The following is a 26151-nucleotide window of genomic DNA, read 5'->3' as shown; positions in this document are numbered from 1 at the left end:
GTCGTTATTTGTCCTCGTACCTGGCCTTAAGATAGGAAATCATGGGAAACAGTGCGGCGCAAATCGCCACCAAAAACCCCATTCCCCCTTCCCTGTATCCTTTGCGTCGGACATAACATTTAAAAAACCGCGAAAACATACGGCGCAAATTATTTGAAAAACTGCCGATATTTCCACTCTCTCGCAAATCGGCGGCACGGGCTGTGCTATAACTGTCTAACCGGCGAATCATATCGGAAATATTGCGATCAACGTAATGACGCACCCGATATTTCAACTCAAAGCCTTTGCGACCCTGGAATTTAACGGCCGGATGAACCCGTTGAGGCCCCCAATGTTTCGCCCCCCGGCGAAACAACCCGGCATAGCCCGGCTTGCCAAAGGACGCGCCCCAGCCATATCGCACCAAACGATCCCCGATATAATTATCCACCAGCAACTGGTGATAATCATAGTTGGTAGTGGCAATTACCTGACGAATTTCATCAGCCAGTTCCGCCGAAACATGTTCGTCGGCATCCACTTCCAATATCCAGTCACCGCTGGCCTGGGCCAGGGCAAAATTGCGCCGTTCACCTTCGATATGCCAGCTTCCGGCAAATGTCTTTGCCCCGGCATCAATGGCAATCTGTTCGGTTTGATCATTGCATTTATCGCAAACAACAATGATTTCATCGGCAAAAGCAACATGCGCCAAACACGATGCCAGCCGATCTTCCTCATTATGGGCGACAATAACGGCGGACAATTTTACCGCTGGGGCAGAAATAACGGTTTTGACAGCTTCGGTCTGTACCATGCAATCAGCCCCTTTCCCGGCGCAGCAGTTCGGATGCAGCGGAAATAACCTTTTCAACAGCCAGGTCGTACATTTCGCTATCCCGGGCCCGATAATTCGCTGTTGACCATATTTCGTCGTAACTGCGATCTGTGCTTACATAAGCCGTCATTTCGCCAAACGGGCCATAATTTTCCACCCGCGACGGCCCAAACAGGCCCAATGTTGGTACGGCTGCCGCGGCGGCCATATGCATCAAACCGGAATCATTGCCGACATACAAACTGGCGCGCGCCAAACAGGCCTGTACGGTTAACAACGAATGTTCACCAAACAAAACCGTTCTTTCCGTTTCTGCCACACACTCAATCACCGGCATAGCCGCCTCACGTTCGTTCGGGGCCCCGGCAATCAGCACATGTGCATTGGGCAACACCCCATCGGGTGCACGTAGTTGTTTCACCAGGTCAACAAACCGCTCAACCGGCCACATCTTCCCCGGCCAGTTGGCCGTCGGCCCAATGGCAAGAACCGGGTGGGGTGCCGCTGGCAACAAGGTGTTTGCCCTGGCAATATTATCCGGTCCTACCCAGATATGCGGCTTTAACGGCGGTGTAACACCAATCAGCCGTCCCAGTTGTTCAACCCGATGAATGCTGTCATCGTTGCCTGAAAGAACAATGCGTTTACGCCCGGGCAAGACAAATGCCGTGGCACTGCCGCGCAAATCGATAATCACGTCCCACCAGGTCGTCACCACCGATTTCCATAAACGCCACCAATGCCCGCCGCGTTTTTGCTTGGGCATTGTAATAATACGTTCCAGGTTGGGCACGGCTTCAAATATCGGGGCGGCAACCGGGCCACAGGCCACGGTAATGCGTAATTCGGGGCGAGTTTCAACAAAGTAACGCAAAACCGATGTGGAAAGCACCGCATCGCCCAGCCGGTTTGACGTAATGAACAGCAAACGCACGATTAGATCTTCTCCAGATCAGCGGCAACATTTAGCCATTCGCGCCGCCCGTTTCGCGCCGCTTCCGATTGTGTTGCGAAAAACGCATCATCGCCGAGCATTTGCGCCACCAGGTTACCATAGGCCGCATCATCGGGCACGATATAGCCATTGCGACCATTCTCAATCCGCGCTTCGGCAACCCCGCCAAAGGACACAACCGGTGTCCCGGCAGCCAGGGCATCACATAGCCAGGTCCCCGCATGGTCCCGTGTGGTTTTTGTTGTGCCGTGGTGCATAAACACCCGCGCCGTGGCAATTTTTTCTGCCATTTCATTTTCGGCCAGCGGCATGCACACACGAACACCGTCAGATAATGCATCGCGCACCAAACTCACCAGCACATCGGGCACCGGGCTATCCAGACCGGCCAGTGCATTGGACAGGGCGGCTGAATATATTTCAAACCGGGCATTAGCCGGTTTAACGGGCATTTCTTCACACCACACCCGGATCAACTGGTCGATGCCATCTTTCCAGCCCGCCACACTGATCGCCAGCGGCTCACGGGTATCCACCGCGATATGATCATTCCCTGCTGCAACAAAGGCCGGACACGCCCCCGGTGCAATCATGCGCGGGATAAAACCCAGATCATTATGATAATGCTCGCGCTGGCGGGGGTCGGTAAAAACCAGTCGGGCAAGGCTGCTCAGCAATGCCATACGGGCATCGTTCTGGTCCAGTCGCAACACATCACCGTCATACCACAACCAGCGCAGCCCATCCTCGGCCACGGGACGATCATCAAGCAATAACGGATCGCGCCATGCCAAAATCCGGTCTGGCAACGCATCGCCAAAGGCGGGTGCGCTATCATCAAGCCGGCCCCAGCGAACGCCATTATGCGTAACATACGCGCCGCTGCTGCGCCGTGCGACCACATCATGGCCACGCGCAACAAAGGCTTCTGCCAGGGCAATAAAGCCCCTTTGGCGCGCCCCAAGCGGGCGTGCGATAATATCGTCGGGTTCAAACCCGATAGAACGATCAAGCATTAATATTTTCATAGCTGGGTTTTATCGCGTTGTTTCGGGTTAATGAAGGGTTTTCTATAAAGGCACGGTTAAGGTGATATGCCCCAATCAAGTTTTGAACCTGTCAGAATAGCAGACCCGCAAAACACCTCGGACCTTGCTAAACCATCGCACTTGCCCCACATTCCGGCAATGAATTCCGACATTACGGAGCCACCCTGGAAATGAGTGAAACTTTATACACCCCCCTGCCCAATCGCGCCGTGATCCGCGTTAGTGGTGCAGACCGCATCGATTTTTTACAAGGGCTTGTTTCAAACAACGTCGAAAAAATCAGCCCGGATCACTCGGGCTATGGGGCTTTGCTAACCCCGCAGGGCAAATTCCTGTTTGATTTTTTCATGTATCATCAGGATGACAACAGCTTGCTGATCGACTGCGAAGGCGGGGATCGCGCTGAAAACCTTTTTAAAAAACTGCGCATGTATAAATTACGCGCCAAGGTCGAGCTAACAGACGTTAGTGCCGAATACGACGTGTTTGCGATTTTTGGCGATAACGCCCTGGCGTCCCTTTCCCTGCCGCAACAATCGGGCGCGACGGCGCCCTTTGGCAATGGCATCAAAGCCGTTGATCCGCGTCTGGCGGCTATGGGCGCACGGGTATTGTTACCACACGGCGAGGAATCCACTCTGGCGGGCATCGGTGCAACCCAAAGCACGCCAGACGCCTATCACGCGTTGCGCGTCCGCCTGGGTCTGCCCAATGGCAGCGAGGAGCTTGAGGTCGACAAAGCCATTCTACTGGAAAACGGGTTCGAGGAGTTGAACGGCGTTGATTTCAAGAAAGGCTGCTATATGGGCCAGGAATTAACCGCACGAACCAAATATCGCGGACTGGTGCGTAAACGCCTGCTGCCCATCGAAATTGACGGCCCCACACCGGAAATTGGCAGCATCATCATGAATGATGACCGCGAAGCAGGCACCATCAAAAGCATCCACGGCACGGCCGGGCTGGCGATGATCCGCCTCGAACGCATTTCAGACGGTGCCAGCTTAAAAGCCGGGGATGCAACCATCACCGTCAAAGTACCCGATTGGGTCCAGTTGCCCGCCGCTGAGTAAATTATAGAACCCGCAAAAAACGGCGGCCTTTGCAGGTCGCCGTTTTTGTTATGATGCAAATTTTATTGTTGTTTCGCAGGGCGTTATTTCTTCAAAGCGGCCTGTGCTGCGGCCAATCGCGCAATTGGCACCCGGTAAGGCGAGCAGGAAACATAATCAAGGCCCTGTGCTTCACAGAACGCAATTGATGACGGGTCGCCGCCATGTTCGCCGCAAATGCCCAGTTTGATGTCAGCCCGGGTTTTGCGGCCGCGTTCTGCCGCCAGCGCAATCAACTCGCCCACCCCTTCCTGATCAAGCGATACAAACGGGTCGCCTGCGAAAATGTCCTTGGCGATATAAGTATCAAGGAAGCGCGAAGCATCGTCACGCGACAGACCAAAGGTGGTTTGGGTCAAATCGTTGGTGCCAAAGCTGAAAAATTCGGCTTCCTCGGCAATATCGCCAGCACGAAGGGCCGCACGCGGCAATTCGATCATGGTGCCAACCAGATAAGTCAGCTTCGCCGATTGTTCGGTTTCGACTTCACCGGCAACCTTAATGATCGCGGCCTTCAGGATTTCGAGTTCCTTTTTGCCAACCACCAGCGGAATCATGATTTCGGGAATAACAGGATCACCCCCGTCCTTTGAAACCTCGATTGCAGCTTCAAAAATAGCGCGAGCCTGCATTTCATAGATTTCAGGATAGCTAATACCAAGGCGGCATCCACGATGACCCAGCATCGGGTTTGCTTCGGCCAGATCCAGCAACCGGCGGCGAACAATGCTTTCCGATACGTCCGCAGCCTTGGCGACCTCCGCAATTTCATTGTCGCCATGCGGCAAAAATTCATGAAGGGGCGGGTCGAGCAACCGAATGGTAACCGGCAGGCCCTTCATGATGCGAAACAGGTCGATAAAGTCCTGACGCTGATAAGGCAGAAGTTTGGCCAGCGCGGTGCGACGCCCGGCTTCGGTTTCCGCCAAAATCATTTCGCGCATAGAAATAATACGCGCCGGATCAAAGAACATATGTTCGGTCCGACACAGGCCAATACCTTCGGCACCAAATCCGCGTGCGGTTTCGGCATCGTCCGGGGTTTCGGCATTGGTGCGGACTTTTAAGCGGCGCACATCATCGGCCCATTCCATCAATTGCGAAAAATCGCCTGACAGATCAGGTTTCAGAGTGGCAACCTCGCCCAGCATCACTTCGCCAGTGCCGCCATCAATGGTGATGACGTCGCCTTCTTTCAGCATTACCCCGCCGGCATTCATGGTGCCGCCGCGATAATCAATCTTGATCGCGCCGGCCCCGCAAACACAGGGTTTCCCCATACCGCGGGCAACCACGGCTGCATGGCTGGTCATACCGCCGCGCGCGGTTAGAATGCCTTCAGCCGCGTGCATACCGGCAATATCTTCGGGGCTGGTTTCAATACGCACCAGCACAACCTTGCGGCCCTTGTTATGCGCCCAGTCTTCGGCGACCTCGGCGGAAAACACGATCTGGCCCGAAGCAGCGCCCGGCGATGCCGGAAGCCCCATGCCAATCACCTGCTTTTCCGCATCCGGGTCCAGCGTCGGGTGCAACATCTGGTCAAGCTGGGCCGGGTCAACGCGCATCAGGGCATCGTCACGGCTAATCACACCGTCCTGGCACATTTCAACGGCAATGCGCAAAGCAGCCTTGGCCGTACGTTTACCCGACCGGGTTTGCAGCATGTATAAACGGTTGGATTCCACCGTAAATTCCATGTCCTGCATATCGCGATAATGCGCTTCCAGCTTGTCGCGCACCGCCACCAGATCGGCAAAAACCGCCGGCATAGCTTCTTCCATCGACAGAAGGTCCGATCCCGATTCTTCACGTTCAATTTTGGTCAGCGGGGCTGGGGTGCGAATACCGGCAACCACATCTTCGCCCTGCGCATTGATCAGATATTCGCCGTAAAAACGGTTTTCCCCGGTCGAAGGATTGCGCGAGAAGCAAACACCGGTGGCGCATTCATCGCCCATATTGCCAAAGACCATCGCCTGAACATTCACCGCCGTGCCCCAGCTTGCCGGGATGTTGTGAAGACGGCGATAAGTATTGGCACGCGCGTTCATCCAGCTGCCAAAAACGGCACCAATGGCACCCCACAACTGTTCACGCGGGTCTTGCGGAAACGGGCGGCCCAGTTCTTCGGCAACCTTGGCCTTGAAACCTTTGACAATATCCTGCCAGTCATCGGCCGACATTTCAGTATCAAGGACATAGCCCTTGTCTTCCTTGTGGATCTCAAGGATTTCTTCAAAATTGTAATGATCGACACCCAAAACGACGTCGCCATACATCTGAATGAACCGACGATAGCTGTCATACGCAAAACGGCGATCCCCAGAGACCGCCGCCAAACCTTCTACCGTGTCATCATTAAGGCCCAGATTAAGAACCGTGTCCATCATGCCCGGCATCGAGGCACGCGCGCCCGAACGGACAGAAACCAGCAAGGGGTCGGCACTATTCCCAAATTTGCGCCCGACCAGGTTCTCAACCGCCTTTAAGGCGGTTTCAACTTCATCATTCAAATCCGCCGGATAATTACGGTCGTTGTCATAAAACGCCGTGCAAACCTCGGTTGTGATGGTAAATCCTGGTGGAACCGGAAGCCCGAGATTGGACATTTCGGCAAGGTTTGCCCCCTTGCCCCCCAACAATTCGCGCATATCCGAACGTCCCTCGGCGCTACCGCCACCGAAGCCGTACACCCATTTGGTCATCTTGCCTGTTCCTCATCTGGCATTGGTATTTCAGTCCGCAGCCTTATTCACGATTCGATCTTTGAAAAATCCGCAATGTCATGCAAAGCAGCACGGATCTGCGCAAGAAGCTTCAAACGGTTGGCCCGTTCATCGGCATTGTCGCTATTGACCGTTACTTTTTCAAAGAATGCGTCAACCGGTCCGCGTAACTCTGCAAAACCGGCCATCGCCGCGGCATAGTTCTCGGCCCGCATCAGCGGCAAAGCCTTATGCCGGACGTCGATGAGCGCCTCATACAAACGGCGTTCCTCGTCTTGCGAAAGAAGCGCGACATCCACTGTCGCGTCATAGGAAACATTGTCCTTTTTCTCTTCGATCCGCAAAATATTGGAAGCCCGCTTATAGCCAGCCATAAGGTTGACGCCGCTTTCGCCCGATACAAAATCGGCAAGCGCGTCAACCCGGGCCAGCAGGCGTACAAGATCGTCCTCGCCATCCAGCGCAAATACGGCAGACACCAGATCATGGCGCACGCCCTGTTCACGCAGATGAACTTTCAAACGGTCAGCAAAGAAGGCAAGAAGTTCTTCAACTGCCGCATCCCGGCGAATAGACGCCGGGTATTGGGACACCGCATAGGCAAACAAACGCCGCAACGGTAAACGCAGGCCGTTCTCCAGCACCAGGCGAATAACGCCCAATGCCGCACGACGCAGCGCAAACGGGTCTTTCGACCCGGTAGGTTTTTCATCAATGGTAAAGAAACCCGCCAAAGTGTCGAGTTTCTCGGCCAACGCCACGGCCACCGAAACCGGGGCCGTCGGGCAAGTGTCAGACGGCCCGGCCGGGGCATAATGCTCGGCAATGGCCTGGGCCACTTCGGGTTTTTCGCCGTCATTTTCGGCGTAATATTTCCCCATCAGGCCCTGAAGCTCGGTAAATTCAAACACCATGTTTGACACCAGGTCCGCCTTGGCAATTTCTGCCGCGCGGTCAGCCAGCTTCACGTCACAATCGGGAATGGAGGACGACACTTCACGTGCCAGTCCACGCATGCGCAAAACACGTTCGGCAACCGTGCCAAGTTTGGCATGGAACACAATGGTTTCCAGCTTCGGCAGGCGCGATTCCAGCGTAACCTTGCGGTCCTGATCCCAGAAAAACTTGGCATCATGCAAACGGGCGCGCAAAACGCGTTCGTTCCCGGCAATGATTTGCGCATTGCGGTCCATCGTTACCATATTGGAAATGGTAATAAAGCGGGCCGCCAGCTTGCCACTGCTATCTTCGAGAACAAAATATTTCTGGTGTTCGCGCATCGAGGTTTCCAGAACCTCGCGTGGGACATCCATAAAATGATCGTCAATTTTGCCCATGACCGGCACCGGCCATTCCACCAGCCCGCAAACTTCATCAAGCAAGCCCTGATCATCGACCAGTTTTAGCCCCGCATCACTTGCCAGTTTTTCGCAACCTTCGGCGATCACACGTTTGCGTTGTTCGCGATCCAGCATCACTTTGGCAAAGTTCAGCTTGGCTTTGTATTCACTGGCATTTTTAACCGCGAAAACAGCCGGGGCCAAAAAACGATGGCCACTGGTCACATCGCCTGCCGTCACCACACCGTAGCTTGCCGGGATGACTTCGCCGTCAAACAGGCACAAAATGCGATCAAGCTGGCGCACCCAACGCACCTTGTGATCCGCCCAGCGCATGGATTTCGGCCAGGGCAGCTTGTTCATCGCATCTTCAATGATGTCTTTTAACACGACTGAAGCCGCACGCCCTTTCTGTTCGACAATCGCAAAAAGGAAAACACCTTTGGGTGTTTCGCGCTTTTCACACTGTTCCAGCATCACGCCATTGCCTGCCAAAAAGCCGTTAATCGCCTTTTCCGGCGCATCGGCGCGCGGACCACGGCGCTCTTCGCGCAGGTCAGGCTGTTTATCGGGCAGGCCATCAATAATCAAAGTCAGACGACGCGGGGTGACCAGGCTTTCAACCTTATCGAAGCCAAGATCAGCAGCCTTCAAGCCATCGGTGACCAGTTTTTCAAGGTCAGCACTGGCGCGGGCCTGCATCCGGGCCGGAATTTCTTCGGAAAACAGTTCAAGCAGTAATTCGGCCATGTCTTATGCCTCCTCTTTCAGATGTCCGCGCGAACGAAGCCACGCCTCGCAGCAGGATTTGGACATCTCGCGCACACGGCCGATATAAGCGGCACGTTCGGTAACAGAAATTACACCGCGCGCATCAAGCAGGTTAAAGATATGGCTGGCCTTCATCGCCTGCTCGTAAGCAGGCAGTGCCAATCCGCGTTCAATATTCACCAAACATTCCGCCTGGGCATCCTTGAAATGGCGGAACAGCATTTCGGTATTGGCAACCTCGAAATTATAGGTCGACTGTTCCTTTTCATTTTGCAGGAACACATCGCCATAGGAAACGCCATTACCGTTGTAATCAAGGTCGTAAACATTTTCGACACCCTGAATATACATCGCCAGACGTTCCAGCCCATAGGTCAGCTCGACCGGGACCGGGTCACATTCAAACCCGCCAACCTGCTGGAAATAGGTAAACTGCGTGACTTCCATGCCATCGAGCCACACTTCCCAGCCCAGGCCCCAGGCCCCCAAAGTCGGGCTTTCCCAGTCATCCTCGACAAAGCGGATGTCATGTTCCATCGGGTCGATACCCAGATGCGCCAGCGACCCCAGATACAGATCCTGGGCATTGGGCGGCGAGGGCTTCATCAAAACCTGAAACTGGTAATAATGCTGCAACCGGTTGGGATTTTCCCCATAGCGACCATCGGTCGGGCGGCGCGATGGCTGCACATAGGCAGCATTCCAGCTTTCCGGGCCTAACGCGCGCAAGGTGGTTGCGGTATGAAACGTACCGGCGCCAACTTCAAGGTCATAAGGCTGAAGAATGACACATCCCTGATCAGCCCAATAGCTTTGCAGACGAAGGATAATTTCCTGGAATGATGGAGGACGTTGCGACCCGTCAAGCGCCATTGCGCATACTCTCTGCTTAAAATTGTTATCAAAAGAAATTTTAGTGCGGCAAGCTAACGCCCCGTCCGGCCCCGGTCAAGCAGGCAAAAGCCCTGAGCGGGCCTGAATTTAGCGCTTATTGTACCACCGTGGTAAATTTATACCGTGTCGCAGCATACCTCCTACCTGCAACAACCGGTTGTTCCAAGCGAAGCACGGCCTGTTGAGCGAAAGTCGGAGCTATCAGCAATGGAAAACATGCCGTCCCCGCAACTCAGCCTTTATAAACATGCGCGCTACCTTCTGCGTGATCCATGATACAATAAGTGGTCTTTCCAAATATCAGGAATAACCTAACCCTATGCGCGTTACACTAATCCCAATTTTTTGGATATAGTTGAGAGCATATTCATACCGAAGCTTTGCAACGACCTCTGCTTCAGCAGCTTCCAGCACGAGTTTCTGGTCAACGAATTTTGGAACGATCATCGACATCTTGTTTTGGGATATTAAACCGTTCTTTTCCGCTACAAATGTTCGCCACGTCGCCTTCCCATTTGGGACGATCTCAGATTTCTCAATTTTCTGAAAACCAAGACAAATTACAACTCCAAGTTGATCAACGGGTTCGACAAAACAGAAAAGCCCACTGTTCACATGCTGATCATCGACATCATCCATGTTCTTCACTTCAACAAGCTTTAGTGCAGTAAATGGACGCTGTTCCGAACTCTCCCCGACAAACCCAGTGGTGTTTTGACCAGGCTGTAAATCACAAGCTGGCGTTGCACAAACCCACCAATCGCCACCCCATTTGAATATATGGCCGCTATCTAACTGGTCATCGCCCTTCTTCAACGGTAATGTTGATACATAACTATTGTAGTGAGCACGAGCTTTCTTCGACTCCGCTGATTTCTCGTCTGAAAGATCAAGATTATAAAATCGCGCAAAATCCCCAGACTCCCCCCCATCAGCGAGTCTTATTCGCTCACCAAATCTCGCAACTTCGTCCTCAATGTGAAACGAAATTGCTTCTGACTTGCTGTACACATGGCTTTTAAGTTTCGCTGTTCTAAGACGCTCTGCTTCTGCATCACTTAGTTTAGGATTACCTTTAGAGCAGAAATCCTTATAAAAATGTGCGAATACATGCCTCTTAAGGAGAGTCCGGTCTTCTGCTTCTACACCGATACTACTTAGCTCATGCCGGTACTTGGCAGAAAGAAGACGAGACGGTGTGGGCTGCCATGCCTCCAGTGCTTTTTGTAATTCAGAAAGAAGATCCGTAGGCCCTTTGGAAACAAATGCAACGAAACCGCGAACAGTTCTGAACCACAAACGTTCTGGGTCTCTACTCCATGAAACCCCTTCAAACTCGCCTTCCGAGAAGAGTTTTTTATGCGGTTTCTCAAATTCTTGGACTGCCCAATAAAAGAAATCTTTCAGATCTTTGCCAGCCAAACCAGCTTGTTTTGCCCAAGCACTAACATCGGCCAAATAACCTTCAGCCTTCATAAATGATCGGATAGCATCACCTAAACTAACGTGAGCCCGCCTTAAGGAAAGATAATCGTCCATCGTCATTTTCTCGAAAAGTACTTTACGATCAAACAATCCCTCATCCACAAGCTCGTCTAACTTCTCTTCGAGTTTACTAATACCTGCATCGATGTCTCCATCAAATCTGGACGCACAACTTTGCATCAAAGATAGTAAACAGTCAGAGAATACCTCGTTCAGATCATGTTCACTGGTATGAACGACAATTAAATTGAAATGCTTGTTGGTAAGAACAGACTTTAGAATTTCTCTTGCCTTTAGCCCGCCCAAGCCAGATTCGGCCCCCTCAAGGTTGTAATCCAACACCAACAAATCGGACTGATGCAGATAGTCTGCCAACTCATCCTCGTCGGACTTATGAGTTTCTCCAGACACGGCATCGTGAATATCAATAACAAAGCCGGGTTTATGGCTGCGAAACTGCTTGATAACGTCAAGGGGGCCCGAAGGATTTCTTCGCCATTCTTTCTCACGGGAGCGCACAGCCAGATGTCTAGCTTGCTTGTCCGCGGGGAGCGCTTCGTTAAGAATCTCCTCCCAAGTCGGATACTGATCATCAACAATCAGTACAGATCGAAGTGGCTGTATAAAAGCCTCCTCAACAAGATCTGCATAAGTTGCAATGATATCAGCCATGATTGCCCCTGTTGAAATCAATTACGAAGTTGGCTCCATCCAGGAGCTGTTCATTTTTATTTTTGACATATTGAATAGAGTGTCCACCTGCCAAGAGATTGACGCGACACAGATACAATCCAATACCTCGCCCACCACTCACTTTACGGGTGAAAAACATCTTGAACAGGCTTTCCTGATCAAGAGGATCGATGCCAGGACCATTATCGGAAACCGTTACTTTTTGATCTTGGCTGGAAATCAAAATCTTAGGATTTTCTGTTCGTGAATTGACAAGCCAATAGACGCTGTTATTGACCAGATTCACAAAAACGGGGAGCAAACGCGAAGGTTGCTCAACAATCTCGAACCGTTCAAAATCTGCAGTTACATCAAAGCTAATACCGCGTGATCGAAAGGCTGTATCAAAAAAGCCCCGCAGATATTCACCAATCTCAAACCCCGTGATTTTACGCCGCGTACGCGTACCAGATACTTTCAAAGGAGAAAGAAATTCTAACTGCTGGCTAAGTGCCTCAAAACCGGTTTCAATCAGTTCAGTTCCTGGATTTTCTGCTTGTGTTTTAACCTGCCGCAACCCTTCTCTGATCAGGCGCGCATTAGTGTTCAGTTCATGCCCTAGAATCTCTACAGTGATTCCAAGTTGCGCTATTTGATTAAGATTGTTCAAATCATCGCGCAAAGCAATGTTGTCGGCAATTCCCTGACTTGCGATAAGCTCGATATTGACATTTTCGCTCATCAGTTCGAGCGCTTCCAGATAAGATTGGAAAGTGTCTTCATTTTCCATATCCAGCACGGAATGAATTTCTGACATTCTTTCCAAAGCATCATTTAAATCCAGGCGCCCCAGCCTCACTTGCTCGACCAGCGGGGCCGCAAGACCGTGAAATGCCTTATTCCGCTCATTAAACAAGCTATCGACACGTCTTTGCTCAGACTGCTGGATGTCAGCAATTGACTTGCGCCAGACACGCAGCTTTGCCTGTAACCGACTGGCAAAGCTTTGCATTTGGCGCTCAGCAATTGCCTCTGGCTTCGCCGGTCTAATCCGCTCAAGAGCCTCTGTGTAGGCCTCATTTAAACCCCGGATCAATTCCTGTGCTTCTGAATATAACGACCTAAAGGTTCGATAATCCTCTTCACTTGAACCAAGATTGGCTGGCGCTGCTGTCAATCGGAGATCGCTAAGATTTTTATTTGCTTCATTGAGAGCATCAAGAACACTCTGAAGATCACCCTCATTCTCAATTTGAAGGTCCGACACTTCAACTGAAATATTTTTCTGGAATTCAGCAAGAAGAGGCAAATTTTTCTTAAGCCGACTACTAAATTTTTTCCTGTTTTTTTTCGCAAGTTCTTTGCGTTCTATCTCAGCTTTTTCTGCTCTATTTTTTTCTTGAATTCCTGGTAAAATATCTTTTCGCAAATCCGACGCTGAACCGAAGTAATCACGGGCCACTTGCTTGAGAATATTTATCACCAACGTACGCAGCGCTTTTGCACTGCGATTGTCGATAAACCCTTCTCTACCGGCTTTGTCGCGCAAATTCGGGTTCGCTTCGCGTGAAATAGCAACTCGCCCAAACATTCTGCGCGCGTTCCAAAACTCACGCCCTGCAGAAATACTACGTCTCGTTTCAACCTCGAAGAAATCGTTATCAATCCTGCCATATGGCAAAACGCGCAAACCATTTCGAAAAACAAGAAAACCGGAATATTTCTCCGCCAATTCATTATTTCGTGCATGCTGATCGTCAGTATGCGTTGAACTGACCCGCTCCCTTTCATAGGTCGCAAGATGCAATCCTACCGGCCCCAAATACGTTGTTGGGCCCTTCGGTGGTTTATAATCTTTCGGTGGATAAATTACGTAATCAGTCCCGATCTGTCGCCACTCACCAAACGCTTTTACCTGCCCCCTAAACACACCATCGGCGTCGATGTTACCGCTCAGGACATGCTCCATCTGCTCAGTAAGTAATCTGTTAAATGCATCACTATCATCTTCAATTACAGATCGACTGACGCCATTAACCCATATTCGAACTTCATAGGTGAAATCGGGATCAAAAGCATTGACCTCATTCGACGCACTATCGACATACGGGTCAGTAAATGCTGAAAGAGTAGCGAAGAAACTTTCTTGAATTCTTGCCACATCACCATCAGGTTCAATACTTGGTAATTGAGCACGCAAATCGTAATTGATGTCAGAAACAACCAATGCAGTGCCGTGTGCACGCTTGTCAGTCCAAACCGGCCAAGGCTCGAAATGACGATTATCAAAGCGCGCGTTTATGATCGTCCCTGCGATAAGTTCCGACGGCTTTGTTGCGTCGGAATCTGCATCAAGAACAATTCTGTCATATGCTTCCCAAGCAATTTTCAGTCGCTCTGAGCGTTTCGGATCATTTTCGTTACCCCAAATGTTATCCGTTAGACGATCAAACATCTCGGGAAGAAGATCAAACAATTCCTGCTGCTGGGTAAATGTCATCACTGGCAGTTCAATATCCGACAACACCAGAAAGGGGTTCTCGAAAATACGCCAATCAATCAAAGCAGCTATGAAGTCGTGGTCAACTCGCTTGGACACAATTAGCAGCAATGGCCCAAGGTTTGCTGAGGACAACCGCCCAATCCCCTTTTGCCCCTGTTTGGAGCGCTTGGGCAACCCGTCTCTATCGTCGATATTGTCTTTTGCTTCGTATTTCGATTCCGTTCCAACAACAAGCCAACGATTGACAAATTCGTCGAAACTCATGCCATGGCCATCGTCGAATATCGCCGCTATCGGCTCCGGGTCATCAAAGATATGCAGAGACACTGCTCGCGCGTATGCATCATAGGCATTCTTCCACAATTCAGAAATCGCTGTAGGGCAATCGGCGATCTGCTCTCGCCCGAGATGATCAACAGTTCTTGCTTGCGTCCGAAATGCCAGTGTTTCAATCATGCCAGTTCAAGCTCGGCTATTTCTCTGCACGGCCGCTCTCGCAAAGACAGCGGCGGTTCGGACACATTAATCAATGATTTCTTCAAATGGCAAATAAGCGCTCTACCCAACTCAATCGGGACGGCATTACCAACTTGCGCCCCTGCCGCGGTCAGACCACCTTTAAAAACAAAATCATCCGGAAACGTTTGAATACGGGCGGCCTGCCGAACGGTGATACCATGATGTTCGGTTGGATGCACGAAGCGCCCCTTTGAAGGATTGATACATGCTGTAGTCATAGTTGGCGCAGGTTCAAATGAATTAATCCGACCATATACGTCTTTATGCCCGTCATGATCTTTGTGGCAAGGCAATACGCGTCCGGAGTCCTTACGGCTCCCGCCGTTAGGTGGGGTCCTTTTAAAATACTTCACCAACTCTGATCCCGAAATCATATGGACATCATTCAAGTCACCCGCATAGGTTGCGCGAAACACAGTCTCACATGATTTCCAATATTCCAAGCCTTCAACAGGCTTCCGTGGATCACAATGCGTCGGTTTTGGTGGCCATACCAAGGCACTAGCATCAACATCTTGCCGAATACCCAAGACAAAAACCCGCTTGCGACGCTGTGGCACTCCAAAGTCTCTCGCATCCAGCACCACAGGATCAAGAAGCACGTACTTGATCCGGGAACCTTCTTCATAGAATTTCTTGAGATAGGCTTCATGACGCTTCCACAGTATTCCTGGAACATTCTCCATAAGAAATACACGGGGTTGCAACGCCTCTACAAACTTGAAATAAGCATGTATCAGTTCATTCCGAGGATCATTCACACCAGCATCGAGTATTCTGTGAGTGGAAAAACCTTGGCATGGCGGGCCCCCAAGCAGCAGATCGCATGTTTCTGTGCCAAATCTTTCCATACGCAACGTAGAGGGACTGTATTTCAGGATACTTTCGTCAAAAATCTTGGCGCCTTTTGCTCCCGGACGCTTAAGTATATTTGACTGGAATGTAGATACCGCGTGCGCGTTATTCTCTATCGCGAATTTAAGCTCAAAGCCTTCAAGGATAGCTGCAAGCGAAAACCCCCCTGCTCCAGCAAACAAATCAACGACAGTTGGCTTTTTCTTTGGGCTACCCGGCATATGACATCACGTTCATTTAAAGAGCATCGTTGCAGCTATTGACCTCATGGATCCAACCTGCTTTGGACAATATCACGTTGGAATAACAGGCCAACACCTAATATTGCGCTAACAGAGCAGACACCAAGTCCTATCGCCCCCTATCGTCACAGCGATGAGACAACCCTTCGGCATGGTAAACACCACAATGCGGGCATTTTTCCATGTCCTGTGCCACCGGGCGGCCCGGCTCGGCCCTGGCGCGCGGCTTCATCCGGTCGGCCCAATGGGCACGACCCTTTTCGCGGGTGTTCTGATTTGCGCCCTTGCGCCCCAAAAATCGCGAAACCTGCCACACCACAACAATAACAAGGGCGGTAAACAGGATTTGTGAAAAACTCAGCATGAACGTCCCCGGAGATGCTTTATGCCAGTCCGGGGCGGCCCCGTACCGGTTTCAGGCAGTGTTATAGTCAAAATTTGAAATTTTAGAAACCGGGCAATGATGCTGGCTGGCGCAATAATTGGTCTGTTTCCGGTAAATATTGCCCGGCCTCGTCATGCAAAACCAGCCCCCGGCGCATTTTAAGCGGCGATGAAACACCCTTGCGGGCCGAAACAATCACGCGAAGCGGGGCATCGGCACTGGCCTTGCTCCAGATCGGGTAAACCGTCATATCGCCCGCCCGTCCGTATAAAAGGCCAATAATACGGTCCAGATGGTCAGCCCGATGGACCAGGGTTATACGGCCTTTTTGCCGCACCATTTTAAGGCAGAAGCCAATCCAGACGGCCAAATCGGCACTGCCTTCCTGATGGGCCGTCGCCCGGCTTTCATTACTGGGGCGCGTTCCACCTGCATAATAAGGCGGGTTGGAAATAACCTGATCAAAACTTTCGGCCCCCAGTGGCAGATCCCGGTTATTGATATCACCCTGCACTGGCGTTACCCGGCCAACAAAACCGTTTTCAACCACATTGCGGCAAAACAGGGCATACAGGTCGTCTTGCAATTCCACCCCTGTAACCCGGGCGGCTTCAAGGCGCCGGGCCACACATAACCCGACAGACCCGACGGCCGAGCCGACATCAAGAATTTTACAATCGCGATGCCCCGCAACCGAAACTGCGGCTGCCAGCAACACCGCATCAACCGCCGCCCGATAACCATCAAGCGGTTGTTTCAAGGTTAAGGCACCGCCCAGCAAAAAATCGTGGCTGGTACGGTTTTCGGGGAAATCGGGCACAGATAAAACTGCGCCATCGGGTTGTGATGCCATCGCTGTATTAATCATTCGTCGTTATGCAAGATGGCAGGATAATATCGGCAAGTTACCCCCCGATGCCAGTACCAGATAATCGTCATCAGCCTTTAACATCGTCATATCCGGCAACATTACTGTCTGCTTCGTCATCTGTTTCAACATTGCCAGGTAAATCGCGGCGGGCAATTTCAAGAATATACCGCGCCCGGCTTTCGTCATCGGGCGTAACCATCAAACGCCGCGGCAATGCCCCGATAGATCCATCCAGAATGGATGCATGAAAATCAAAGATCAGGCAGTCAATGCCCTCATCGGCCAGCACCGCCTGAACCCAGCTTAACTCTACCGGGTCGTTGCTGCGGATCAGTTCAATCATATCGGATACAGTTCCCTTGCCGTCACATGCATTTTAAACCACCATACCATAGCATATTATTGTTCAATGCGGCAGAAAGCGGTATTGATTTGTCCACTTGACCGTCAACACCCGGCGTCATTATGTTGGGCGACGGTCAGGAACGACCATATTGGCTGTTCCTGACGTCATCATGAAACCAGCGTTGCTGGCCTGTCATCAGGTGGCAACGCAAGAATTGTTTCGGAAAATAGCGTGAATAACACTGCAACGCAGCATACCATACAGCCTAGCCTGGATTCCCTGGTCCACCTTGTCGATGCAGACATGAAACGGGTTAACCAGGTTATCATTGATAACATGCACAGCGATGTTGCCCTGATCCCGCAACTGGCCAGCCATTTGATTGCCGCCGGCGGCAAACGCATGCGCCCGATGCTGACTTTGGCATCGGCCCGGCTTTGCGGTTATGACGAAGGTGATTCTGCGGTCAACATGGCCGCCTGTGTCGAATTCATTCATACCGCCACCCTGCTGCATGACGATGTGGTTGATGAAAGCCTGCTGCGCCGGGGTCAGGAATCGGCCAATGCCATGTTCGGCAACGAGGCCAGCGTGCTGGTTGGCGATTTTCTGTTTGCCCGTTCATTCGTGCTGATGGTCAAGAACGGCTCGCTTAAGGTGCTTGATATTCTGGCGCGTGCATCGGCAGTCATTGCCGAAGGCGAGGTGATGCAGCTTGCCACCGCCAACGACATGGCAACAACCGAACAGGCCTATCTTGATGTCATCATGGCAAAAACGGCGGCTCTGTTTGGTGCGGCATCGCATATCGGCGCCGTTATTGCCGATCGCCCCGAGGCCGATGAATTTGCCTTGCGCGATTATGGCCTGCATCTGGGCACCGCCTTTCAGCTGATTGATGATGTGCTGGATTATTCGGCCCATCAGGCCACCCTGGGCAAAACCGTGGGCGATGATTTTCGTGATGGCAAGGTCACCCTGCCCGTCATCATTGCCTATGCCAAAGGCGATGAAGACGAAAAAGCCTTCTGGCGTCGCTGTATGGAAGACCAGAATTTCGAGGATGGCGACCTTGACCATGCCCAAATGCTGATCCGCAAATACAACACCCTTGAAGCCACCATGGACCGGGCACGCGAATATGGCCAACTTGCCATTAACGACCTTGCCACCTTCCCTGATGGTCAAATCAAGGATGCCATGATCGAAGCTGTCGAGTTTTGTATTTCGCGGCCTTATTGACGGGCTGCCATCCCCTTTGACAAGGGGGTGACGAAAAAATTCCTTGCGCGCCGGTTCAATTCCGATTAATACCCGGCTCGCAGAATGACGGAGCGTAGCTCAGCCTGGTAGAGCACTGTCTTCGGGAGGCAGGGGTCGGAGGTTCGAATCCTCTCGCTCCGACCATCATTCAAAGGCCCTGAAATGCTTTGGCATCTCAGGGCCTTTTTCATGCAAAACTGCCGTTTTTAATCTATGCCGTAATCACAACTGCCTAAAAACCTGAAGTAGCATCCGCAACAGCGCCATGCCGGGGGAGTTCGACCTGAACTTTCAGGGCGATCACAAATGCTGCCAGCAGCATCACGGCACCGGCCACAATAAAGACACCCGTTACACCGCCCAAACCGAAAACCACACCGCCCAATGCCGCCCCCGAGGCGATGGAAGATTGCACCGACGCAACGACCATGCCACCCGCCGCCTCGGCCTGATCAGGCACGGCGCGCGCAACCCAGCTGGACCATGCCACCGGAACACCGCCAAATGCCAGGCCCCACAAAGCCACCAGCAGCATCAAACCGGTTCCCTGTACGGGCAGCAGGATCATTGCCAACGCCGCACCACCAACCAAAGCCGGCATCACGACCAATGTCGCGCGCAAACTACGTTCCATCAACCAGCCCGACAGCAAGGTCCCCACAAAATTGGCGACCCCGAAGCCCAGCAACATTAACGACAAGCCCTGAACATCGACATGGGCAACACTTTCAAGAGCAGGCCGGATATAGGTAAACAACGCATACTGGCCAGTATGAGCAAGCACACAGCCCATCATCCCAAACCCGATACCGGGACGACGGAGCAGTTCCAGCACCGATGCAGTATGTGCCATCTTGCGCGGTGCCATACGGGGCAATGTGAACAATTGAAAGGCAAGCGTTAACCCGCCAACAGCGGCCGCTGCGACAAAGGCACTGCGCCAGCCATACAAGCCGCCCAGATAACTTCCCAAGGGCACAGACACCACCGTGCCAACGGCAATGCCGCTAAAAATAATCGACAATGCCCTTGGCACCAGCCAGGCTGGCACCAGACGCATGGCCACAGCTGCCGCCATGCTCCAGAACCCTCCCAGCGCAATGCCCAGCAAAATCCGCATCGTCAATAACACGGCCAGACTGGAGGAAAGCGCAACCAGCAAGTTGGACATGATCATTAATAGTGTGAAAGCAAGCAGGACAGCACGACGATCAAGCCTGCCTGTTAGTTTGGGCACCAGCAACCCGGCAAACAGGGCCACCACCGCCGTCACCGTCACCGCCTGACCCGCCAGCGCTTCAGATACGCCCAAATCAGTTGCCATTGGCGTTAAAAGGCTGGCAGGAAGGTATTCTGCCGTCAGAAGGCCAAACACCCCCATTGTCAGCGAAAACACGGCCATCCAGGCAGGTGCCGCGGACTCCGCAGCCGATCCGCTATCGCACGGGATAGCAGGCCCGGCCTTAAAAACATCATCACTCATCTTGAATATCCCTAGGAAACAACGATTGCCTAAAGACTAGATGCGAAATTCAGGATGATCTATGATGGGCGGTCTTGATATTTTGATCAAAACTCCAAAAAATGACCATGCAAAATCAGTTTGCCTTATCGTCCGAGTTTATCAGCGAGCTGCTCGCCGGCATGCGCCTGCGTGGTGTCAAGTATCGACGCATTCAAACCGGCCCATCCTTTGGCATGGGATTTGAAGCCAGGCCAGGGCATGTCTATTTCCACTTTCTGGCTGTCGGCAAAGCTGTGTTGCGGACTGAAGACGGCGCATTGCACGACCTGTCAGCAGGGAGTGCAGTCCTGATGCCACGGGGCCAGGCGCATCAGATTTTATCGGATCCAGATAACGCATTTGAAAATATCGACACATTTGATGTAGCCCCCCTTGGCGAAGCCGTAAGCGGCGTCAACACATGCCCCAGCACACACCCGACGCCAAGTGCCGTTCTCTTTTATGGCTGTATGGAATTCAATCTCGGCGGCATGCAAGGGCTTGGCAAGCTCATGCCAGACGTCATGACGACAAGTACGCAAGAACACCGCCACCCGGGATTACTCCCCATTCTTGAATCCATGAAACGTGAAATTTGTGCTGGCCGCATTGGTTTCGCCGGTATTCTGGCACGGCTTGCCGATGTGGCGGCCGCCCTGATCGTGCGTGGCTGGATAGAAGGAGGATGTGAAAACGCATCCGGTCTTGTTGCCGCACTGCGCGATCCCCGTCTGGCCCGTGCGATATTGGCGCTACACCGGCAGCCAGGCCGTGACTGGAACGTTACGGACATGGCAGCAGAGGCGCGCATTTCGCGCTCTGCCTTTGCACAGCGATTTCAATCCACGATCGGCATCCCGCCCCTAAAATATCTGACAGAACTGCGAATGAACCTCGCCCGCCTATGGCTGAGCGACGACAGACTATCTATCGAGGCAGCCGCTCAACGCCTCGGCTATACGTCTCAGGCAGCGTTCAGTCGCGCGTTTAAGCGTATCAACGGTCAGCCCCCTGGCATCAGCCGGAAGGCCTGAATGTGATAGATCATGTTTCTTTAACAAGTATCATTTTTACTGATTTTGACGCTGCCAATCACATGAAATTACGGCAACTGTCGAACAACCGGAAACACGATCAATTTGCGACATTTTCAACCCAGTGATCAAGATACCAAAAAATGCCGCGACATGCCGGAATTATACTTGAACTGCTTAATCATACAGGATAGATAATCGCGCACACTGACGGAGCGTAGCTCAGCCTGGTAGAGCACTGTCTTCGGGAGGCAGGGGTCGGAGGTTCGAATCCTCTCGCTCCGACCATCAGTTAGAAACCCTGGCGCCTGAAACATGGCGACGGGGTTTCTTTTTTTCACCGCTGAATTTCCCCTTCCTTTCTGCCCTTCATTACCAACCTGACCGCTCCTGAACAAAAACGCACCCGCCAGCATATGCGATGGGTGCGTTTTATAACAAAGGGGCAAATCCCGGGTTGCAACCCTAATGCAGGCTGCTTTCACTGGGCAATTGCAACATACGCCCCATCAGGTAATCAACATCGTCGGAATCAAATTCAACGCCAAGGTCGCCATACTGCGTCAAAATGCGTTCGATCATCCGGCGCGAATACCGTTCACGATCCTTTTCGCGACCATCAAGGTCTGTCTCATGGGCAACCTCGAGGGCGGCACGCACGCCGGGGAAAAAACTGGCGGGCATATCGGCCTTGTTATAAATCGCCTGCAATCCGTAAAGCCCGGAGTCGTGGATCAGGATACGGCTGTTGAGCAACGATACCGCTGCACGACGCGCGATACCGGCTTCAAAAAACGAAATATCGCCCATGCATAATGCACGCAGAATCAAACCGCCGGTCAGGCGATTGTTGGTATAAAGATGCTCGACCAGAATTTCGACATCGCGGCTTTCGCTGTCGTCGCCCAAAAGGCCAATGGTGGCACTTTCCTGCGACTGGGTCATCACGGCATTAACAATCCCCTCGGGCAAGTGCCCGCGTGACACCAGTTCGCCGCGCAACCGGTCTGAAACCAAGGTTACCATGCGTTCGGCAATGGTAATTGGCAAATGATTGCGCGAAATGATCGGCTTTTGAATCCGTTCATTATGGCCGAAATCATCGACAACCTTTTGCAGGGATTGTTCGCTGATTTCCGCCCCGTCATTGCCGATCAGATCAACCAGCACATCTTCGTGTCCCGCCTGGACCAGCGCGCTGGAAACAATCTCGGATACGTTGCCGCGTGTGGCAATCGCCCGCTGTTTTTCCACACTGTCAGGACCATCGCCAATAATATCGACCAGGTCACTGTCACTCAGAATTTCAGAGAACTGCAATATCGGCAGCGCCACCGCATCCACATCGCGCGCCAGCGTCAGGGCAACATCGTGGGGCAAAAGCGGCGTCTGTTTCAGATTGCGGGCCAGCGCCTTGCGCACCCGGACTTCCGCATCCTTTATCATGATGCGAAATATGTCTTCGGCCAGCGAACGTTCATTCTCGGATAGCTGGTCGTCACTGAATTGCTTGCTGATTTTATCCGCGGCTTCGGCGCGGTTGTTACCCGAAGGGTCATTAATCAGTTTTGCGACATCGTTTTTTGTAATCGGGGCCACGTAACCTCTCCTGCTACGGCTGGAAATTCCACCAACCGTTACACTTCTTACTATACACCCAAGAGCCCATTGATTGAACGCAATTTATTCACATGTAAATCAGGGTAAGATAACCTGTTCGTGATCATGGCTCGCGACTTATAATGATTCCACGGATTGTCGTGCTTTGATTGCGTTACCCGCCGGGGGCTGTCAGAAAGTTTCCGCGTTGCGTTCGGCGTGGGCACCACGCTACATGCCAAGAGAGAGGCCTTGTAAATGAATTCGATCAAAATGCTTGCTATTGCAATTTCCGCCACCGCAATGTTCAGCACTGCTGCATTTGCTGCGGGCGATGCTGCCAAGGGCGAGAAAGTCTTTAAAAAATGTGCCGCCTGCCATTCGATTGAAGAAGGCAAAAACAAGGTTGGCCCGTCCTTGCATAGTGTAATTGGTCGCGAATGTGGCGCGATTTCCGATTACAAATACAGCAAAGGTTATCAGGATGCGTGCGAGAAGGGCTTCACCATTGATGAAGCATTCCTTGACGAATACCTGAAAGATCCGTCAGCCAAAATCAGCGCGATTGCTGATACCAAAGAGCGTTCGAAAATGACGTTCAAGCTGAAAAAAGAAGAAGACATTCAGGATGTTACTGAATATCTGAAACAAAACTGATCTGTTTTTCCGCACAATTTTTGTGCCAAATTCAAGATCTGGCATCAAAAGGTCGACCGGCACAGGTCGGCCTTTTGGTTCTTCAGGCCAACATTCCGCGAAAAACCTGCCGGCAGGCAAAACATTCAATCACCGCACCAGACATCTGTGATCCGGCCCGGATATCGTGCCGTCAGGCCTGAATGTTTAGCGACGATTACCCAATTCCGTTGCAATGCTGCGCATTTGTTCCTCAACGCGGATCACACATTCTGACGTCACCTCAAGATCGCGATCTTCGTAAACATCGCTGTCCGGGTGTGTTTCAGCCCACGAGCAAATAGTTGCATCGCGCTGACGCACCAGAATTTCGATTTGTGGCCGGTAAAACGCAATCATGCCCGTTACCCACCGGTTTACCGGCCAGGATGGCTGGGCATGGTCAATAATGAAATTATCGAGCATCGACAAAACCGTTTCCGCATCATACCAGACCTCGCCGGTCACCCAGCGGTTGGTGGTAAACAAACGTTGGGCAAAACCATACTGGTCCATCGAAATTGCGACAAGATGCGACAGCGCCTCGTTCGGGCCGTCCGGCATTTCAAAGCCTTCAATCGGCAAAGGTCGTGCCGACTCGGGCATTCCACGCGGACGCATGAAGCTATGGAAATGACCATGTTCGTTCCAGTTGCGCTGCTCATCCTTGGGATGGGCATGATAATAAAACTGGGCATGGCTGGTGCGGTCATAAACGTCACCTTGCGGGTAATGCGTCCATTCATAAAACGCCCCCGTCGTGCGGATCAATTCACCAACAATGTTGTCACCTGTTGCCGACAGAACGCGATGGCATTCCATCACATCGCGCCCGGCAGCCATCATGGTTTTGAGCTGGCCGGTGGACAATTCCGACCAGTTTATTTCAAGTTCAGTCATGGTTGTATCACCACTTGATGTGTCAACCTTCCACTTCTGAGCAGGCCCGATCGGGCAGAATGGAAATGTCGATCCGGCGGAAAGCCGGTTTGCACACAGTCAGGCCTGTATCAAAAAACTACAAGTAAAAATACTTATCTGTTTGATGACGATACGCGCAAAACACGAAAACCGATCAATATATGCCGCAAATGTTCGGGGCGGCTGTGACGCGCCGCCGGGCGGCATACCCCGCACCCCCGATCATCCCACGAACCACCCTTTACAATGCGCGCGCCCGGCTGCTGCTGGGACATTGTCCATTCAAACACCTGTCCCGACCCGTCATAAAGACCATAAGGCCCCGGTGGATATGATTTGACAGGAACCGTGTCAAACGGCCCGCGATCAGCACTGTTTAACAAGGACGGATCATAAATATTACCCCACGGATAAAAGGTACCGTCTGGTCCGCGCACAGCCTTTTCCCATTCTGCCTCATTTGGCAGGCGCCATGTTTCGCCGGTTTTTTTACTTAGCCACTGGGTATAAGCCACCGCATCCTGCCACGACACCATCACAACCGGGTGATTTTCGCGTCCGGGCCGGGGCGCCCCGTTTTTCCATGCAAACGGGCGCGTGGCTTCATAACCATGCACCAGCCCATAGGTATCCCAGACTTCCCTGGTTACACCAGGGGCAGGGTAGCCACTATCCTTGATAAAGGCCGCATACTGGTGGTTGGTTACCGGCGTTGTCGAAATTTCAAATTCCGGTAAATAAATGCGCCATTTGGTAATTTCCGAATCATACCAGCGGTTACGATGGGCGACATCCTGGCCATAAATCTGTTCGTCAATCCGATAGGCATAATCTCGTTCGATGGCATCCGACCCCTGCCAGAACCAGCCGGCAGGAATAACCGTCAGATCGGGTTTTTCAATATCGGCAGCAAAAACCGTTGATGTCTGTAACGACAGCACCATCATTGTCGCCAGCCCGAAAGCGGTTTGGCATAAGCTGCGTCCGTTAGACAACATCATTGCAATACTGGTTCCCAAAAACAAAATCCCCAAATCCTGGCAGGCTCGCTTCTTTCCCTAACACCAAATTCCCTGGATCAAAACCAATCCCCGGGCCCCTCAATTGGCGAACGGGCTTTGAAAAACAAACCCAACCGTCCCCGACATTCGTCGGGCTGCGTCCTTATGCTCCGTCTGTTTTCCCTAAACTGATATTCTGAAAACCGGTTATAACGGGACTTTTAGAAGTTACATATTTGTAAAACCGCTACATCAATGTCAAGCAACCCCAGGCTGAACCAGATCACACTGCAAATATTCCTGCCATTTGCTTCGCGAAAAAATACTCACGAAAGCGTGAAAACACGTGACCCCACAAACCTGAAATTTTTGTCACTATAGCTTTGCTGATTGATTGCAAACACCCTGTGCCGGGCCGTTTGTACGGTAAATGTTTTTCTCCCCCCGAACATTTGCCACACCGGTCAGCACCTGGACGAAAAACGTCTTCTTCCGCGGGCTTCTCCCCCCGCAAAACGAAAAACCGGCATTGCCCCTTTCCCCAGGGCAATGCCGGTTTTGTATTTTGCACACAAAGCTGGCGTCAAAGGATACGATCAAACACCC

The 26151-nt window shown here is 52.0% G+C and carries 20 protein-coding genes and 2 tRNA genes; 6 read left to right on the top strand and 16 right to left on the bottom strand.

From position 1 onward, the window contains the following. Positions 1-4: 4 nt before the first annotated feature. The 3 genes from J4E05_RS15085 to J4E05_RS15075 are packed head-to-tail and all read right to left on the bottom strand — an operon-like array spanning position 5 to position 2791. Positions 5-799, bottom strand: a complete 795-nt coding sequence (locus J4E05_RS15085) for a glycosyltransferase family 2 protein (RefSeq protein WP_349597058.1) — start codon at positions 797-799, stop codon at positions 5-7. A gap of 4 nt (positions 800-803) precedes the next feature. Further along, positions 804-1754 carry a glycosyltransferase family 9 protein gene (locus J4E05_RS15080; protein WP_349597055.1) on the bottom strand — a complete coding sequence of 317 codons (951 nt, stop codon included), beginning with the start codon at positions 1752-1754 and terminating at the stop codon, positions 804-806. Between the two features lie 2 nt (positions 1755-1756). Continuing rightward, complete coding sequence (locus J4E05_RS15075) at positions 1757-2791, bottom strand: glycosyltransferase (protein WP_349597052.1); 1035 nt, start codon at positions 2789-2791, stop codon at positions 1757-1759. A gap of 203 nt (positions 2792-2994) precedes the next feature. Here J4E05_RS15075 and ygfZ point away from each other — a divergent pair, with 203 nt between their 5' ends. Next, entirely contained in the window at positions 2995-3897 is a 903-nt protein-coding gene (ygfZ, locus tag J4E05_RS15070) for a CAF17-like 4Fe-4S cluster assembly/insertion protein YgfZ (RefSeq protein ID WP_349597049.1), read from the top strand. Positions 3898-3980: 83 nt separating this feature from the next. Here ygfZ and ppdK read toward each other — a convergent pair whose 3' ends face one another. The 9 genes from ppdK to J4E05_RS15025 form a co-directional block, all read right to left on the bottom strand. After that, positions 3981-6644, bottom strand: a complete 2664-nt coding sequence (gene ppdK, locus J4E05_RS15065) for a pyruvate, phosphate dikinase (protein WP_085591732.1) — start codon at positions 6642-6644, stop codon at positions 3981-3983. Positions 6645-6691: 47 nt separating this feature from the next. Next, positions 6692-8755 carry a glycine--tRNA ligase subunit beta gene (glyS, locus tag J4E05_RS15060; RefSeq protein ID WP_349597046.1) on the bottom strand — a complete coding sequence of 688 codons (2064 nt, stop codon included), beginning with the start codon at positions 8753-8755 and terminating at the stop codon, positions 6692-6694. A 3-nt stretch (positions 8756-8758) separates the two neighbouring features. Continuing rightward, a complete protein-coding gene (locus tag J4E05_RS15055) occupies positions 8759-9649 on the bottom strand; it encodes a glycine--tRNA ligase subunit alpha (RefSeq protein ID WP_085591728.1) in 891 nt (296 codons plus the stop codon). Between the two features lie 321 nt (positions 9650-9970). Continuing rightward, the gene (locus tag J4E05_RS15050; protein WP_349597043.1) at positions 9971-11827 is read right to left on the bottom strand and encodes a response regulator receiver domain; all 1857 of its coding nucleotides are present in this window, start codon (positions 11825-11827) and stop codon (positions 9971-9973) included. Beyond that, positions 11820-14786: an ATP-binding protein gene (locus tag J4E05_RS15045; protein WP_349597040.1), complete on the bottom strand. Its 2967-nt coding sequence runs from the start codon at positions 14784-14786 to the stop codon at positions 11820-11822. Before J4E05_RS15045 ends, J4E05_RS15050 begins: the two co-directional genes overlap by 8 nt. Further along, on the bottom strand, positions 14783-15925 hold the full coding sequence (locus J4E05_RS15040; RefSeq protein ID WP_349597037.1) for a DNA cytosine methyltransferase: 1143 nt from the start codon (positions 15923-15925) through the stop codon (positions 14783-14785). Before J4E05_RS15040 ends, J4E05_RS15045 begins: the two co-directional genes overlap by 4 nt. Before the next feature lie 130 nt (positions 15926-16055). Continuing rightward, positions 16056-16310, bottom strand: coding sequence for a hypothetical protein (locus J4E05_RS15035; RefSeq protein ID WP_349597034.1), 255 nt, complete (start codon positions 16308-16310; stop codon positions 16056-16058). Positions 16311-16392: 82 nt separating this feature from the next. Then, entirely contained in the window at positions 16393-17199 is an 807-nt protein-coding gene (locus J4E05_RS15030) for a tRNA1(Val) (adenine(37)-N6)-methyltransferase (RefSeq protein ID WP_349597031.1), read from the bottom strand. Positions 17200-17269: 70 nt separating this feature from the next. Next, positions 17270-17545, bottom strand: a complete 276-nt coding sequence (locus J4E05_RS15025) for a putative signal transducing protein (protein ID WP_085595794.1) — start codon at positions 17543-17545, stop codon at positions 17270-17272. A gap of 234 nt (positions 17546-17779) precedes the next feature. Here J4E05_RS15025 and J4E05_RS15020 point away from each other — a divergent pair, with 234 nt between their 5' ends. Together J4E05_RS15020 and J4E05_RS15015 are read left to right on the top strand one after the other, a co-directional pair. Further along, positions 17780-18790 carry a polyprenyl synthetase family protein gene (locus tag J4E05_RS15020; RefSeq protein ID WP_349597027.1) on the top strand — a complete coding sequence of 337 codons (1011 nt, stop codon included), beginning with the start codon at positions 17780-17782 and terminating at the stop codon, positions 18788-18790. A gap of 88 nt (positions 18791-18878) precedes the next feature. After that, positions 18879-18955 (top strand) — tRNA-Pro (locus J4E05_RS15015). Between the two features lie 88 nt (positions 18956-19043). On the opposite strand, the gene J4E05_RS15010 is transcribed toward J4E05_RS15015, so the two are convergent. Beyond that, the gene (locus J4E05_RS15010; protein WP_349597024.1) at positions 19044-20294 is read right to left on the bottom strand and encodes an MFS transporter; all 1251 of its coding nucleotides are present in this window, start codon (positions 20292-20294) and stop codon (positions 19044-19046) included. 107 nt (positions 20295-20401) lie between these two features. Here J4E05_RS15010 and J4E05_RS15005 point away from each other — a divergent pair, with 107 nt between their 5' ends. Beyond that, positions 20402-21349: an AraC family transcriptional regulator gene (locus J4E05_RS15005; RefSeq protein ID WP_349597021.1), complete on the top strand. Its 948-nt coding sequence runs from the start codon at positions 20402-20404 to the stop codon at positions 21347-21349. Positions 21350-21560: 211 nt separating this feature from the next. Next, a tRNA-Pro gene (locus J4E05_RS15000) sits at positions 21561-21637 on the top strand. A gap of 177 nt (positions 21638-21814) precedes the next feature. On the opposite strand, the gene spbR is transcribed toward J4E05_RS15000, so the two are convergent. Further along, complete coding sequence (gene spbR, locus J4E05_RS14995; RefSeq protein ID WP_085587766.1) at positions 21815-22948, bottom strand: SpbR family protein; 1134 nt, start codon at positions 22946-22948, stop codon at positions 21815-21817. A gap of 258 nt (positions 22949-23206) precedes the next feature. On the opposite strand from spbR, the gene J4E05_RS14990 reads away from it, so the two are divergent. Further along, entirely contained in the window at positions 23207-23605 is a 399-nt protein-coding gene (locus J4E05_RS14990) for a c-type cytochrome (RefSeq protein WP_085587768.1), read from the top strand. 186 nt (positions 23606-23791) lie between these two features. Here the strand turns inward: J4E05_RS14990 and J4E05_RS14985 are convergent, their stop codons facing one another. Both J4E05_RS14985 and J4E05_RS14980 read right to left on the bottom strand, forming a co-directional pair. Beyond that, positions 23792-24523 (bottom strand): DUF6969 family protein, encoded by a 732-nt coding sequence (locus J4E05_RS14985; protein WP_085587770.1) that lies wholly within the window; start codon positions 24521-24523, stop codon positions 23792-23794. 134 nt (positions 24524-24657) lie between these two features. Further along, positions 24658-25545: a formylglycine-generating enzyme family protein gene (locus J4E05_RS14980; RefSeq protein WP_246832820.1), complete on the bottom strand. Its 888-nt coding sequence runs from the start codon at positions 25543-25545 to the stop codon at positions 24658-24660. Between the last annotated feature and the right edge of the window lie 606 nt (positions 25546-26151).

Origin of the sequence: Thalassospira sp. NFXS8 (assembly GCF_040148805.1) — a bacterium.
Classification (GTDB): Bacteria; Pseudomonadota; Alphaproteobacteria; order Rhodospirillales; family Thalassospiraceae; genus Thalassospira.
This window is presented reverse-complemented; position numbering and strand designations above follow the sequence as displayed.